This is a genomic window from Bacillus pretiosus, from assembly GCF_052947655.1.
The window spans coordinates 1,624,384-1,638,129 of sequence record NZ_CM129593.1 but is presented as its reverse complement, the minus strand read 5'-3'; the positions used below and the strand labels follow the sequence as shown (position 1 = coordinate 1,638,129).

The 13,746-nt window shown below is 33.9% G+C and carries 16 protein-coding genes; 5 read left to right on the top strand and 11 right to left on the bottom strand.

Going from position 1 to position 13,746, the window contains the following annotated elements; genetic code table 11:
• Positions 1–2: 2 nt before the first annotated feature.
• The 4 genes from ACU8YW_RS08610 to ACU8YW_RS08595 all read right to left on the bottom strand — a co-directional run bounded on the left by ACU8YW_RS08610 (position 3) and on the right by ACU8YW_RS08595 (position 2,333).
• Complete coding sequence (locus tag ACU8YW_RS08610; RefSeq protein WP_426933786.1) at positions 3–1,094, bottom strand: serine hydrolase; 1,092 nt, start codon at positions 1,092–1,094, stop codon at positions 3–5.
• Positions 1,095–1,192: 98 nt separating this feature from the next.
• Positions 1,193–1,828, bottom strand: a complete 636-nt coding sequence (locus ACU8YW_RS08605; RefSeq protein WP_060489788.1) for a cupin domain-containing protein — start codon at positions 1,826–1,828, stop codon at positions 1,193–1,195.
• A gap of 161 nt (positions 1,829–1,989) precedes the next feature.
• Positions 1,990–2,151 (bottom strand): peptidase, encoded by a 162-nt coding sequence (locus ACU8YW_RS08600; protein WP_087983163.1) that lies wholly within the window; start codon positions 2,149–2,151, stop codon positions 1,990–1,992.
• Between the two features lie 65 nt (positions 2,152–2,216).
• Positions 2,217–2,333 (bottom strand): hypothetical protein, encoded by a 117-nt coding sequence (locus ACU8YW_RS08595; RefSeq protein WP_002011946.1) that lies wholly within the window; start codon positions 2,331–2,333, stop codon positions 2,217–2,219.
• A gap of 41 nt (positions 2,334–2,374) precedes the next feature.
• Between ACU8YW_RS08595 and ACU8YW_RS08590 the strand changes: the two genes are divergently transcribed.
• The gene (locus ACU8YW_RS08590; RefSeq protein WP_073529983.1) at positions 2,375–2,797 is read left to right on the top strand and encodes a YfmQ family protein; all 423 of its coding nucleotides are present in this window, start codon (positions 2,375–2,377) and stop codon (positions 2,795–2,797) included.
• A 52-nt stretch (positions 2,798–2,849) separates the two neighbouring features.
• On the opposite strand, the gene ACU8YW_RS08585 is transcribed toward ACU8YW_RS08590, so the two are convergent.
• The 5 genes from ACU8YW_RS08585 to ACU8YW_RS08565 are packed head-to-tail and all read right to left on the bottom strand — an operon-like array spanning position 2,850 to position 8,641.
• Positions 2,850–3,683: a hypothetical protein gene (locus ACU8YW_RS08585; RefSeq protein WP_000755323.1), complete on the bottom strand. Its 834-nt coding sequence runs from the start codon at positions 3,681–3,683 to the stop codon at positions 2,850–2,852.
• Positions 3,684–3,703: 20 nt separating this feature from the next.
• Positions 3,704–4,966, bottom strand: a complete 1,263-nt coding sequence (locus ACU8YW_RS08580) for an MBL fold metallo-hydrolase (protein WP_142291710.1) — start codon at positions 4,964–4,966, stop codon at positions 3,704–3,706.
• Positions 4,963–6,633, bottom strand: coding sequence for an ABC transporter permease (locus tag ACU8YW_RS08575; protein WP_088062931.1), 1,671 nt, complete (start codon positions 6,631–6,633; stop codon positions 4,963–4,965). The genes ACU8YW_RS08580 and ACU8YW_RS08575 overlap by 4 nt, the downstream gene beginning before the upstream one ends.
• Positions 6,634–6,645: 12 nt before the next feature.
• Positions 6,646–7,671 (bottom strand): ABC transporter substrate-binding protein, encoded by a 1,026-nt coding sequence (locus ACU8YW_RS08570; RefSeq protein ID WP_088610066.1) that lies wholly within the window; start codon positions 7,669–7,671, stop codon positions 6,646–6,648.
• Positions 7,649–8,641, bottom strand: a complete 993-nt coding sequence (locus ACU8YW_RS08565; RefSeq protein WP_088062929.1) for an ABC transporter ATP-binding protein — start codon at positions 8,639–8,641, stop codon at positions 7,649–7,651. Before ACU8YW_RS08565 ends, ACU8YW_RS08570 begins: the two co-directional genes overlap by 23 nt.
• A 160-nt stretch (positions 8,642–8,801) precedes the next feature.
• Here ACU8YW_RS08565 and ACU8YW_RS08560 point away from each other — a divergent pair, with 160 nt between their 5' ends.
• The gene (locus ACU8YW_RS08560) at positions 8,802–9,695 is read left to right on the top strand and encodes a LysR substrate-binding domain-containing protein (RefSeq protein ID WP_097889321.1); all 894 of its coding nucleotides are present in this window, start codon (positions 8,802–8,804) and stop codon (positions 9,693–9,695) included.
• 40 nt (positions 9,696–9,735) lie between these two features.
• On the opposite strand, the gene ACU8YW_RS08555 is transcribed toward ACU8YW_RS08560, so the two are convergent.
• Positions 9,736–10,260, bottom strand: a complete 525-nt coding sequence (locus ACU8YW_RS08555; RefSeq protein ID WP_088610065.1) for a DUF4398 domain-containing protein — start codon at positions 10,258–10,260, stop codon at positions 9,736–9,738.
• 126 nt (positions 10,261–10,386) lie between these two features.
• Complete coding sequence (locus tag ACU8YW_RS08550) at positions 10,387–11,655, bottom strand: MFS transporter (protein ID WP_088062926.1); 1,269 nt, start codon at positions 11,653–11,655, stop codon at positions 10,387–10,389.
• Between the two features lie 118 nt (positions 11,656–11,773).
• Here ACU8YW_RS08550 and ACU8YW_RS08545 point away from each other — a divergent pair, with 118 nt between their 5' ends.
• The 3 genes from ACU8YW_RS08545 (at position 11,774) to ACU8YW_RS08535 (ending at position 13,746) form a co-directional block, all read left to right on the top strand.
• Positions 11,774–12,988 (top strand): helix-turn-helix domain-containing protein, encoded by a 1,215-nt coding sequence (locus tag ACU8YW_RS08545; protein ID WP_097889320.1) that lies wholly within the window; start codon positions 11,774–11,776, stop codon positions 12,986–12,988.
• A 66-nt stretch (positions 12,989–13,054) separates the two neighbouring features.
• Complete coding sequence (locus tag ACU8YW_RS08540; protein ID WP_097889319.1) at positions 13,055–13,234, top strand: H-type small acid-soluble spore protein; 180 nt, start codon at positions 13,055–13,057, stop codon at positions 13,232–13,234.
• A gap of 176 nt (positions 13,235–13,410) precedes the next feature.
• Positions 13,411–13,746 (top strand): antibiotic biosynthesis monooxygenase family protein, encoded by a 336-nt coding sequence (locus tag ACU8YW_RS08535; RefSeq protein WP_097889318.1) that lies wholly within the window; start codon positions 13,411–13,413, stop codon positions 13,744–13,746.

Sequence of the window (13,746 nt, the reverse complement as noted above, 5' to 3'; positions counted from 1 at the left end):
TATTATAATTTATTTTTGAATTCCTCACTTGTTATAATGTCTCGAATAAAATAATCTACATTATTTCTCAGCTTTTGATATGCAACTTGATCTTCTATATCGTTAAACATAATGACAACTTCTACTTTATTCCCTTTCTTATCTGTAGTATACAAGCTTTTTGTCAATACGAATGCGGTAGAACCACCTTTTTGACCAGCATATTCGAACTTACTATTTTTAACTGTTCCTTTAAAAATGTTCTCGATTTCTTCTTGCATTGATTTTGGAAAATAATTTCTACTATTTATTTTTTCCATTATACTCATATAATCTTTAGCGTTTGCACTCACTAATCGATCTGACCAAATTCGCTGAAATTCCATATCTACCTTTAATGGAATATCCCGTTTTTTCCATTCTTCTTCATCTTTCATCCATTCATGAATTTGTAACACATGTTTATTATACTCATCCTTTGACATGTTACGTATCATTTCTAATGATTGATTTTCTGGCTCATGAAGCTCTTTTTCTACATACCCTCTCATATATAGTGAAGCAGTATACGAAGAGAATTTGTCATGACTAGTAAGCTCTAATTCTTTTATACTTTCATTTACCCTTTCTATTCCAAGCTTATCTAACAAATATGTTGTATTTGCATTAGAACTATAATGAATCATCCCTTTAGCGACTTCTTCTAAAGCGATCTGTCCATTTTTCACTAACTCTCTCGCTTTGGCATCTTCTAACCAGTCAGGATGAGCTCCACCATCAGTGTTTTTAACGTAATATTTTTCTAACTCCTGCAATGAAATTTGTTCATCCCGACTTATTTTTCCTTCTGACACTTGCTTAGCAAATTCAACTGCTATTACAATTTTGGCCATACTCGCTAATGGCAATTTTACATCTTCATTTATAGATGTTAATACTTCCCCATTTTTTCTAATTAGTAATGAACATGTTTTATCACCTTTATGCTCTTTTATGTACTGTAATACGTAATTAGGATCTTCTTTTGACAAATAGTACTTCATAATAAAAAAGAAAGCTATAGCGGCTACTATAATAATTCCTGCAATAATTCCTATAATCTTTAATATGTTCACAATATGCCCCCCTTTACTAAGTTCCCTACTATATAATTATAACGAATTGAATTACAAAATTATACAAAACAGAGTAACTCTTCCTAAAAAAGAAAGAGTTACTCTATTTCACATGATGTTATTTGTCCATTTAACGTAACGACTATATTTGAGTCGCCACTTTCTTTAGCACCTTTTAATCGATTGGAGTTAGGAGGACCAATGACAACTGACTCCTTAATTTGTGAAAGGTCCTTCCCTAATTTTTCCGCACTTACACCGTATGCAGCTTGAAATACTTCTGGCGGTGTTAATCTAAGTATGTCTGATCCTTCTGCTGTTTCAAACTGATCGTTATTGAAGAACAAATGTAATTGTACTTCTTCTGTTACCGCTGTGATCCAATGCCACCATCCCATTGGAATAAAGACGGTTTGCCCCGCTTTTACATGATAATTTTGCAATTGATTCGTTTCCGGATTTAAGATAGATGTAATCGCTTCTCCTGATACAACAACATCTAATTCCCACGCATTCGGATGCCAATGTGGTTCCCGCATGTGCCCTTTTGTCATAAATAAATCGACAAACGCTCCACCGATCATTGCTGGTAACTGCGTTGACGTAACTTCATAAGCAACGTTTTTCTCATCTCTTTTAAAAAAGATGTTTTTTCTTGAATCAAAGAAAAGGTTTGGAGTTCCTGAACTTTTCTTTAAATTTTTATTATCTGGAACATAACCTGAACTACTCATTTTATCCCTCTTTTCCACTCCGAACATTTCTAGTTTCACACTGTAGCGTATGGAAAAAATGTATGAATGTGCCTATCATTCACATAACAAAAAAACATGCCTTCATAAGGAGAGCATGTTTTGTGATATTCTTCACATTATTTAGTTAAAAAATAAATTTTTTACTTACCATGATGTAACATTAAATCACTAAGTTCTTCTTCAATGTGATTTAATTTCGCAACGCCTTCTTTCCATTTATGAATATAACGTGAAACCCCAACGATAAATAAAATGATAATTGTGGAAAGAATAATACCATACACGATTGTTACAGTACTCATAGTTACACTTCCTTATAATTAGTAATGTGGTTATTAGTTATATTTTTATTATAAACCTTTTTCTCTTAAAATACTTCGATTTCAACTTTTTGTAACAAAATTGATTTTTCTAATATTTCATTCGTAAAAATGGCATATTTTTCACAAATTATACAAAACTTCACCATATGTACTATTACCATATGAGTTATATTATTTAATAGGAAAAAGGGGATGATATACTATGACGACTTGGTTTATTGTTATGTTAGTTGTATTTGGGGCATTTAAAATTATCGTTTCGAGCCTTCCTAACACTGTTATTGAATCCATTATTAGCAAGTACGAAACACATCCGCAACTTGAAGAAGAGAATGCGACTGTTACAATCAATGGAAATAACTTAGAAGGCGAACAAAAATCCAAAATTATTCATGATTTTAACGAAGGTTTATTTTTAGATCGCTATTATGCACCGCCACACAATGAGGGTACGCCTTTAATAATCAATGCAAAACGTGGCAAAAAAGATTTTACATTTTATATTTATAGTCATGAGGAGCATGTTGATGTTGTAAAGCAACATAAAAAGAAAGTAGTTGCTTATAGTTTACGCTCTAAAAACCTTCAAAATAATGATATGTTCGTGTCAGCTGATTTAGCTTAATACTCATATATTAGAAAAAGGAATCCGTGGAATATGGATTCCTTTTTACTATTCACTGAAAAATAAGCTCTGTCTTCAAACTATCTTTCGGTAACAACCATCCTTTTTGTTCTAAACTCTTCATTAATAATTCTCTTTGTTTTGTTGCAATACTTTCCTCTTTTGTTTTAAACGATACTTCTATTACGAAATCATCTTCTATTTTCCCTGTATTACTTAGTGGCCAAACTTCAATATTCGTTTTAATATTTTCAAATTCAGCTGTATACCGTTTCATTAATACAGGACCGTAAATACGAGAATTGTTGAGCATTTCTTCTCCCCAATTCGTATACAACCATTTGTTCATTTTCCCTGGCAACTTTTCTATTAACATGTTTTGAGCATCTCGTTCGTTTGGTAAATCAAGTACTCCATACCCTTTAGCACTGTAGCTTTTCTTATTTGAAATACTTAACGTTTTCTTCTCAAATCCCCAATCTATTTCTGCCTCATAGTTATCAGTTTTACTATCAAATCCATCCTTTTTAGCCACTTCTAGTGCATCTTGAATTACACCATTTTGAATGGGATATCTTTTTTTATATGTTAGCTCAAAATCTTTACTAAATTCTTTCTTTCGAATTCTCGCAAACCAACCTTCATTACTTAAATTTTTATTTGCCGTATCTAAAAATTGCACTTGTATTCTTTCATAATTTGTACCAGCCTTGAAATATTCTAGTACCTCTTGATTTATCTCTTTGTTATAACCTAATACTTGTTCTGGTTTTAATAATAATTTCACTTCAAAACTAGGTGTCATCGGACTGGCAGCAAACCCTTCCTTAACGTTATAAAGGAAACAACAAAAGAAAATGCTTACGAATACAAATACTTTTTTCATATACCTATCCCCTTTACATTTCAAATGACTTCTATACGTTCCATAGTAAGTGAATGTACATTTTCATACCCTGCCGTGCTAAGCTTTTTCTGTAATCGATCCGTATCCTCTTTCAAAGCGTGTACTAACACCGTATGTTCTGGTAATAGTGTATTTAACATTGCCTTAACGTCACTTATACTTTGATGAACTTTATAAGGAACTCGCTTCACCCTACATTCTTTATTTACACGTTCTTTCATAACCTTTTCTGCAAAACTCCCTTTAGCAATATGTCCTGTAAATATAATGGAATTTCGTTCTTCATATCGCAGTTGTTCATAATATAACTGCGCTCGTTTCGTTTGCATATTCGCATCACTCATTACAACTATTCCATAACTATTTTGCGTACCGATGTCATGATCCATAGCGATTATGTTTCTTTTTAAACTCTCCATAAGCCCTTCAAGTTCTTCATTATTTTTGAGCCAATCTTTATATGCGAACATCTCCTCAAATCCATGCAAAATTTCTTGATCTACTATAATGGGAAGTTCTTTATATTTTTTATACAAATACAATACGATATCTTGCGCCCTACCAAGCGGTGGCAACGGTAGTAATGCTATTCCTTTCTTTTGCGCAACTCCCTCAATTTCTGTACATAGTTCGTTTACTCGTTCATGTTGCGAAACATCATCAGTATGATAAGCTGCATCAACAATTGCGACTTTTATATCAGCGCGCAAATTCTCAGGTAAATTAGCTCGTAGTATGTTAGACTCTGCTGAGTAATCGCCAGAATAAAATACATATGTATGACTCATGTCCACTAAAAACCAAACAGCCCCCAATACATGCCCACTATACCCCCATTGAAAACGCAATGTAGGTGTAATCTGTATCCATTCATTCGGATTACTAATTTCATCAATATATACATAATTTAAATCTTTAACATTTTGGTCGTTATAAGGTACATTCCATCCTTGCGTCAAATTATAGTTTCTCCATTTTTCATAATAAACGGGAAGTTGCTCCTTCGTATAACGAGTCGTCCAAATTTTTTTCTTATATCCATACTTCGCTAATAAAGGTAAGCCCATCGTATGATCTTCATGAATATGTGATAAAAATACTGCATCTAAAAACGGTACAACTTCCCTCTCTATTTTTGGATAACTATCCTCATATGATCGATTAATACCACAATCAAATACTATTTTCGTCTCTTTATTTTTTACGAAGTAGCAAGAACGACCGTATTCTCCCGCTCCTCCCCATACTTCTATCCTCATCATGCTACCCCTTTTCGTTTTTGCTCCATATGTTGCAGAAGTAATAAACATATTGTTGTAAGTCCAACTGAAACGACAGCCATTGCCATGCCAATAGATACTTCTCCTTGTTCAAATTGAGCAAAAATAAATGTTGCTGAAGTTTCTACTGATGGAGGCAGTACGAGAAGGGATGCTACTAACTCTCTTATCGAGATTGTAAATGTCATCGCCCACCCAGCAAGAACTCCCGGGATAATAAGAGGTAATATTATTTTTCTAAAAATATAAATATAATTTCCAGAAAAAATACTTCCTGCCTGTACTAGAGAATCATCAATTTGCACGAGCGATGCTTTTACATATTGCACCGTATAAGGTAAAAAAAGAACAACGTACGTTACGATAACCATGACTGGCGTATTGTAAATTGACATGGGCATATAGGGTGAATTCCAAAATAAAATAAGCCCTACAACCATCACGATTCCTGGTACCATATTCGGTAACATACCGCACATATCAAGCCATTTTTCAGAAGAGTTTTTCCCCTTTCGAATCATAAGCGCCAAAAACACTCCAATAGTAGCAGCAATAATCGCTGTTATAAGTGAAAAAAGAAAACTGTTCCATAAAGCCTCTAATCCTGGAGATCCAATTGTAAACAATGCTTCATAATGGCTCGTTGTAAAGTTGTTTATATGTAAGCCACCGCCTCTTAATTTTGATAATGAAGCAATCATTATAGAAAAATACGGGATTCCAATTGATACGATTAATAAACCAATTACATAGCCCCATGCTACAATGCGTGTAAATATAGACAAAGTATACCTTTTAGACTTCACACCTTTTCCACTAACCATTGCATATGAATACTTTCGATTCAATACATTTTGCATATACCAAATGAGCATACACGCACTAAGTAATAAAGAAGATAATGCTGTTGCACTACTAAAATCAATCGGCCAACTCGAAATAAATTTATGAATCTCTGATGTTAACACATGAAATCCTATTCTTCGTCCGAATGTAGCCGGTGTTCCAAATTCAGCGATCGTCTTTACGAAAATGAGTAAAGCACCCATTACATAACTTGATACTAATAGCGGCAATATTATTTTTCGTAAACGATAGAAAAAGTTTCCACCATGAACTGCTGCCGCTTCTTCTTTACTACTTCCAATTTGAAGTAACGTGTTTTTCAACATGAAGTAAAGAAATGGGAATAAATGCAGACTCATAATTAAAACCATACCACCTAAACTAAAAAACGAAGATGAAATCGTCTTTAGCATCGGAAAAAACTGTTCGAAATAGCCGTTCGGTTGCATGAACAAAATCCAGCCCATCGATCCAATATACGGCGGAGTCATAAATGGAATCATAAAAATAATATCCAATTTACTATACTTTCCAACATCTGTTTTGCTCATAATGAACGCCAATGGAAATGCAAATACGGTTGCTCCTATTACTACGAGTACACCTAGAAGCATCGAGTTTAGAAAAATCCCAGCTAATCCACCACTCTGCATCACTTCAAAAGGCTTTAAAAAATTCCAACTACTATTTTCATATACGCTAGAAAATAAAATGAGGAAAAGCGGAATGACGATTAACATCGCCACAAGTAATAACGCTACCGTCATTCCAACTTGTCTTACTGATACGAATCGATTTACCATGTAATCACCATCTTATTGAAATACTTTCTTAAATTGTTTTCCTATTTCATCTTGTTCTTTCTCAACTGTTTTCCAATCAATATTTAATACCGGAATCTCTTCTACATTCGGTCTATTTTCTGCTTTTATATCTGTTCTGCCTGGTAATAAATACGCTTTAGCAACTTGTTTTTGCACATCATCTGATAATAAATAATCAATAAACTCTTTTGCACCTTCTACATTTTTACTATCCTTCATAATACCTGCTGCACGTGGACTAATAACTGTTCCGCTTTTTGGATACACAATATCAACCGGTTCACCCTTTGCTTTTGCACTGTACGTCATATAATCAACACCAGCAATGACCATGTCTTTCGCACCTGTTACTACTGGATCTAACGCTTCTTGGTTTGCCCCTGCTACTGTAACTTCATTTTTCTTAAGCTGTTCAAATAAATTCCAACCATCTTTTCCATTCTTTTTCACATATCCTGTTACAAAGTCTAAAGCTGAACCTGAAAGTGCTGGATCTGGAAGATTCACTTTTCCTTTCCATTCCGCTTTCGTTATATCACTCCAATCTTCCGGCGCTGTCTTCACATTTTTTGTGTTATACACAATTCCTAACGCTGAAGCACTATATCCGAAATAATTTCCTTTATCGTCCGACCATTCAGAACGAAGCTTATCAGCTTGTTTCGCTTCTTTATAAGCTAACGTTTGCCCATCCTTTTTTAATCCTTCCATCGCTGGTAATGATGCAAGTACGACTACATCAACGACTGGATTTTTCTTTTCAGCTTCCATTCTCGCTAAAATCTTACCTGTTGTTCCTTGAAACATTTCTACTTTTATACCTGTTTTCTTTTCAAAGTCCTTTTGAATCTTTTCTGCTAATCCTTTTGGTCCTGCACTATATACAACAATTTTCTTTTCATTCGTATTTTTACTTTTTGCATCTGCATTACCTGTCTTTGAACTACACCCTGTTACTACAGCAGAAAATAATAACGTACATACAAATAAAGACTTAAGCGAACTGAATCTCTTCATACGATTCTCCCCCTATATGATGAATACATTTTTTTGGCACATATAACGATACTGGTTTACCGATGCTTAATTTACTATTGTGATAAACTGTCCATATTCCAAGTGCACCCATGTTTACTTTCATTTCATACCGTTCTCCTACATATGTAACGTGCTGAATTTCACCTGTATACATTTCGCAAACTTCATTTTTCGTCCAGCTCACATGCTCTGGACGAATCATTTGTTTACCCTCTACAAGCCAATTTGCCTTACCAACAAATTTTGCAACAAATTCATGAGATGGCTTCACATAAATGTCTTCTGGTGTTCCTTTTTGTAATACTTCTCCTTGTTTCATGACAATAATTTGATCTGACATTGACATTGCTTCTGTTTGATCGTGCGTGACATACAATGCCGTTAAACCAATTGAATGAACGATGTCCATAAGCTCTAATCGCATTTCTTCTCGCAAAATTGCATCGAGTGCACTCAGCGGTTCATCAAACAAAATAAAATGCGGTTTTGTTACAATTGCTCGAGCAAATGCGACACGTTGCTGCTGTCCACCAGAGAGTTCATGCGGATATCTTTTCTCCATCCCTTGCAAGCGAACTCTCTTTATTGCATCTTCTACTTTTTCCCGCAATTGATTCGTTTGCTTTGTAGCTCTTAAACCAAATGCAACATTTTCAAACACTGTCATATGCGGCCATAAAGCAAAATCTTGAAATACCATACCGATATTACGTTCATGAGGAGATGTTTTTATTTTTTTTGCACCAGAATACATGCACTTATCCCCAAAATATATTTCACCTTTATCTGGCTCTTCAAGTCCTGCAATCATTCTAAGTAAAGTCGTTTTCCCGCATCCCGAAGGTCCTAAAAGTGTGGTGAATTCGCCTTGTTTCATAACAATTTGTAATGGTTTCAACGCCTGTGTTTTTCCAAAGTTCTTTTCTAATCCATGAATTTTAATATCCATCGTATCACCTCTCTCCCCTTACTCTTAACCTGCTTTCATTCTATATGGAAGATTTATACTGAATGTTAATGTACTGTAAAGATTAAATTAAAAAACTTCTAATAAACTATTTATTTCTATAGATTTTTTCTATAGTTAGAAGAAAAAGGAGCAACTTGCCATGAATCTCTTAAAATTAGAAATTGTAGTGCTTATTAAGAAATATAAAAAACTTACACTTGTTGCAGAAAAACTTGGTGTTAAACAACCTACTATTACATTCCATATAAAAAGCTTAGAAGAGGAACTTGGTGTACCTTTATTTGAGTTACGATCCGGGAGATATTTCTTAACAGAGGCTGGTGAGGCATTGCATCATTATGCTTGTAAAATAGATGCACTTATGAAAGAAGCTAGGCGGGTCACGCAAGAGTTTAAAGATTTTCATAAAGGTGCTATAACAATTGGCGCTAGTTATGTACCAGCGACTTATCTTTTACCAGAAATGATTCACCAATTTCAATGCGAATTTCCAAATATAAAAATAACACTCATGGTAAAAACAGCTCCTGAAATTAGAACGATGCTACAAAATCATGAAATTGACCTCGGGGTAATTTCTGCAGCACCGTTTGATGAATCCCTTTTAAAACAGACGAATGTAATGCCTGATACACTTGTTCTTGCTTTCTCCAAAGAACATCATTTTTCAAAAAAAGAAAATGTATCACTACAAGATATCGAGAGGGAACGTATATTATTGCATCGTAATCCATCTACAACGAGAGATTTACTTACACAATGGACGTTAGCACATAACATTACGTTCCAATCTGAAATTGAATTAGATTCATTAGAAACGATGAAACAAATTTTAAAATACGGTAATGGAATTGCTTTTATTTCTAAACTCGCTATCGAACAAGAAATACAACGACATGAACTATGCTACATACCTATCCCTGGATTTGAATTTCAACGTAACATTTATACGATTCATCATGAGGACAGATGGAATTCTAAAATTATTTCTTTTTTACTACATAGCATCACTTCTTATGCCGCAAAAAATTAAAAGGCTGTCGTTATGCACGACAGCCTTTCAAACTATAACTCTATTTATTTTTCTTCGCTTCAACTTTTGCCTGCGCCTCTTCAGCCTTATCTAATGCTTCTGAAACTTTCTTCTCTTTTTCTTTCACGTCATCTATACTATCGACCGCTTTAATGAGTTTATCGATTCCTTCTTCTTCTACTTTTCTCCGCTTTGCCACTCTTTCATTTACTTTCTTTTCCACATCTTTTGCTTTTTGAAGCATATCCTCTGCATTTGATGTCACAGCTTTTTCAAGTGCATCGTCTTTTTTCTTTTGTAATACCTCATTTGCAATATCTTTCGTCTCTAAATACTTACCATCTTTTAATGATGTAGCTCCGCGCTCCAATAACTGAGCGACTTCTTTATATGCCTTCGCTTCATTTCCTGTTTTCTCTTTTTCCGCTTTTTCAAACCACATCGTTGCATCACTATATTTTTCATCTTTCAATGATTGCATACCTGTATCAATATACGTGCCATAATTACTACATCCAGCCATTACGGCTAACAGAAAAAGCATAACAAAACTTAATTTTTTCATGATGTTTTCTCCTTTTCTTTGTCTGCTCACTATACTGTAACATACATGAAAAAGAGTTTCAAAAACTAAAATACTAATTTGGTCATTTCCATGATGATAAGTCAAATTTTTATTATTTTCTTATTTTTAAGCAGACATATCTACTTGTTTTTTCGCCATATGTTGCTTTACTCCAACTAATACAACTAACAATAACCCCCCGCCTATCGTCATCATAACAATGCTAGTTGGCAACATATCTAATAATAATCCATATACAATCATACCGAGTGGTGCGATTGCAGTAGCAATTGTTTCAAGTAGGCCAAACACACGCCCTAAGTAGCTCGGATCTGTCGTTTTTTGCATATGTACTTGCATCGGAATATTTACAATCATAATTGCTATACCCGTTAACATCATAAAAGCAATATAGTAAATAAAACTTGCCCCTTTTGAAATGGTAACTACCAATGGGAAGACTGTACATAAACTTAAACCCGCAAACAAAAACAGCCCAGTATAAATAGAACGAAACGGATTATTCACTTCTTTACGCACCGATAAAGCAATCGCACCCATTAACATCCCGACTGCTAACATTCCCTCTACAGTACCGAGTTGCTTTGAAGATAGATGCAATGTATGGACGATAATATATGGAAGTGCTACGGTTAGCCCACACGCAAAAAAGTTTACCCACAATGCTATTTTCATTAAACCATATATTTCATGCTGTCGTTTTACATATGAAAATCCTTCTTTTATACTCGTCAAGAAACGCTCTTTACTCTCAGCCACTTCTTTTTTGTATAAATCAAATACAATAAATAATTGCAAAATAACTGCTAAAAAGAACGTAATACTATTTAACAAAAAGAACGACTTAATGGAAAAGAAACCAAATACAACTCCACCAATAATCGGCCCTAAAATATTTGATAAAGAAGCTGCCGTTTGATTTAAAGCACTCGCTTTTTGAATACGCCCCGCATCTACTAAATTAGGAATAGACGAAGTTAATGCAACAGAATAAAAACTTGCACAAATTGATAATAATGCCGCTGAAATATAGATAAAAAGAAGTGACGGTCCAAATATAGTAGCAAGAATAAACATAATAAGCATCGTTAAACTACTTAATAAATCAGTGCCAATGACAAGCCATTTTCGATTCACACGATCAGCTACAGCACCTGCAATCGGACCACAGATCATCCTTGGTAGTGATCCGCAAACGAGCGTAATAGCAAACCCCATCCCTGAACCAGTTGTCTTTAATACGTATAACCCCATTGCGAATGTATAAATACCTGCCCCTAATAAAGACGTCATCTTTCCAATCATCATCAAAATAATATTTCTCGTTGCAACTTTCATTCTTGAATCATTTTCTCCTATACTTATATCTCCCATAATGACTTTCTCCCCTTAAAAGTTAAATTGTGTTAAACTTATTATATAATCAACTTTCCAATTTTTACAACAAAAAGTTAAATACAATTTAACTTTTTAATTATAAAGGAGCAATAATATGGCAACTCTCGGTGAAAAAATTAAAGCGTTACGTAAAGAAAAAAAACTTACACAAACAGAACTGGCAGGTTCGGAACTTACAAAAAGTATGCTTAGTCAAATTGAAAATGGAAAAGCTACCCCTTCCATGAAAACATTACAATACATCGCTGAAAAGCTTGAATGTGAAGCGAGTTTTTTATTAGAAGATGATGATGGAGAAATTGTGGAACTCATTACAAAAATGGAGCAACTCATAAAGAAAAACAAATGTGATGAAGTGTACGAGACTTTACTACCTATCGTTCAAAAAGAGCTCCCTTCTACTTTAAATACGGCTCGTATATACAAACAATTCGTAACTGCTGCGGTGATTATGAAAGATTACAACATTGAATCTTACGTAGAAAAAGCTGTTTCTATTTTCGAAAAATATAAGTTATACCGAGACAGTACGGAAACAAAATTAAAATTATCTTTTGCGATATTCACACGTAAAAAGTATGCAGAATGTTTACAACTTATATCTAATATTAGAAATGATTATGAAGAGAAACATTTAGAAATGGATCTTATTATACATATTGATTTATGTTTATATGAAGCCATCATATTACTGGCATGTGGCGATTATGAAAAATGTGAAGAAACGATATTAGAGACACTCACATTTTCAAAAAAACATCAAGTGTATTATAAAACAGATGTATTTTACCGGATTTTATCTTATCAAAAAGTCATTACAGTTGATAAAGAGCGTTATTTATATTACATAAAGAAATCTGAGCAATTTGCCATTTTTACAGAAGATACTCTATCCATTGCGATGACTAATATTTTAAAAGCCTATTACTACAACACGATTACTAATGAATATATAATCGCATTAAAACATCTAGAACAATATCGAGAAAAACTAAAAGATCAGCCCATTTTTCAAGACGACGGATTGTATTATCTTGAAAAAGGAAAATCTTTATACGGATTAAAACGTTACGAAGAAGCTTTAGAAGCATTACAACGTGGCATTATACCGGATTATATGAACCATCCATTGGATCAATCGTGGCTTACAACAGCAGGTGCATATCGTGCACTTTGTTACGTTAAACTGAATGATAAAAAAAGAGCTCTTGAAGAAGCAACAAAAGCAAATGAAATGATACAATCGTATCCGGATTCTATTTTCTCTTCATTTATTAAAGAAACATTACAAATAATACAAAAACTTTAAGAATGTCTCGAAATGGTATATTATTCCTCTTTTTTAGCAAAGATAATAATGATGGGAGGAATATAAATGAATATTCAACGTGCAAAAGAGCTTTCTGTTTCATCTGAACAAGCAAATGTCAGTTTTCAAGGCATGCCTGTTACAATTCAACACGTCGATGAAAACAACGAAACCGCCCGCATATATGAAGTTAAAAATCCAGACCGCGAATTAACGGTCCCCGTTAATAGCTTAGAGGAAATATAAAAAATGCCGCTTCGATTTTGAAGTGGCATTTTTCTTACTTTCATATAAATTCTCTATACCCCCTTGTTTTACAACAACTAAAAAAATAAGAATCTTCTACTTCTTTTCTTTTTTTAACCTGCTAAAATACAAACTATAAATGAATTATTCGCACTATATATTAAGGGGGAAAGATAATGAAATCTGCTTTAGAAAAAAACAATCATTATTATGCAGTTATATTCACTTCTCATTTATCAAATGATACGACAGATTATAGTACCGCCTCTGAAAAAATGGAGGAACTTGCAAAGCAGCAACCTGGATTTTTAGGTGTAGAAAGTGCACGAAATCATTCGGGACTCGGAATCACAATTTCTTATTGGGAATCACTTGCGGCAATTGACAATTGGAAACAGAACGCCTTACATAAAGAAGCGAAAAAAAGAGGTCGTGAGCAATGGTATGAAAACTTCCACCTGCGTATCTGCCTTGTTGAAAAAGAATTTAAGTTTCATAGAGGTACATTGTAA

Excerpts from the sequence above, each read along its gene's own strand:
- ACU8YW_RS08595 (WP_002011946.1), bottom strand. The coding sequence starts at position 2,333 with ATGGTAATAGTACATATGGTGAAGTTTTGTATAATTTGTGAAAAATAT.
- ACU8YW_RS08580 (WP_142291710.1), bottom strand. The coding sequence starts at position 4,966 with ATGATGAGGATAGAAGTATGGGGAGGAGCGGGAGAATACGGTCGTTCT.
- ACU8YW_RS08570 (WP_088610066.1), bottom strand. The coding sequence starts at position 7,671 with ATGAAGAGATTCAGTTCGCTTAAGTCTTTATTTGTATGTACGTTATTA.
- ACU8YW_RS08535 (WP_097889318.1), top strand. The coding sequence starts at position 13,411 with ATGAAATCTGCTTTAGAAAAAAACAATCATTATTATGCAGTTATATTC.
- ACU8YW_RS08565 (WP_088062929.1), bottom strand. The coding sequence starts at position 8,641 with ATGGATATTAAAATTCATGGATTAGAAAAGAACTTTGGAAAAACACAG.
- ACU8YW_RS08575 (WP_088062931.1), bottom strand. The coding sequence starts at position 6,633 with ATGGTAAATCGATTCGTATCAGTAAGACAAGTTGGAATGACGGTAGCG.
- ACU8YW_RS08545 (WP_097889320.1), top strand. The coding sequence starts at position 11,774 with ATGGCAACTCTCGGTGAAAAAATTAAAGCGTTACGTAAAGAAAAAAAA.
- ACU8YW_RS08590 (WP_073529983.1), top strand. The coding sequence starts at position 2,375 with ATGACGACTTGGTTTATTGTTATGTTAGTTGTATTTGGGGCATTTAAA.
- ACU8YW_RS08555 (WP_088610065.1), bottom strand. The coding sequence starts at position 10,260 with ATGAAAAAATTAAGTTTTGTTATGCTTTTTCTGTTAGCCGTAATGGCT.
- ACU8YW_RS08540 (WP_097889319.1), top strand. The coding sequence starts at position 13,055 with ATGAATATTCAACGTGCAAAAGAGCTTTCTGTTTCATCTGAACAAGCA.
- ACU8YW_RS08600 (WP_087983163.1), bottom strand. The coding sequence starts at position 2,151 with ATGAGTACTGTAACAATCGTGTATGGTATTATTCTTTCCACAATTATC.
- ACU8YW_RS08550 (WP_088062926.1), bottom strand. The coding sequence starts at position 11,655 with ATGGGAGATATAAGTATAGGAGAAAATGATTCAAGAATGAAAGTTGCA.
- ACU8YW_RS08585 (WP_000755323.1), bottom strand. The coding sequence starts at position 3,683 with ATGAAAAAAGTATTTGTATTCGTAAGCATTTTCTTTTGTTGTTTCCTT.
- ACU8YW_RS08560 (WP_097889321.1), top strand. The coding sequence starts at position 8,802 with ATGAATCTCTTAAAATTAGAAATTGTAGTGCTTATTAAGAAATATAAA.
- ACU8YW_RS08605 (WP_060489788.1), bottom strand. The coding sequence starts at position 1,828 with ATGAGTAGTTCAGGTTATGTTCCAGATAATAAAAATTTAAAGAAAAGT.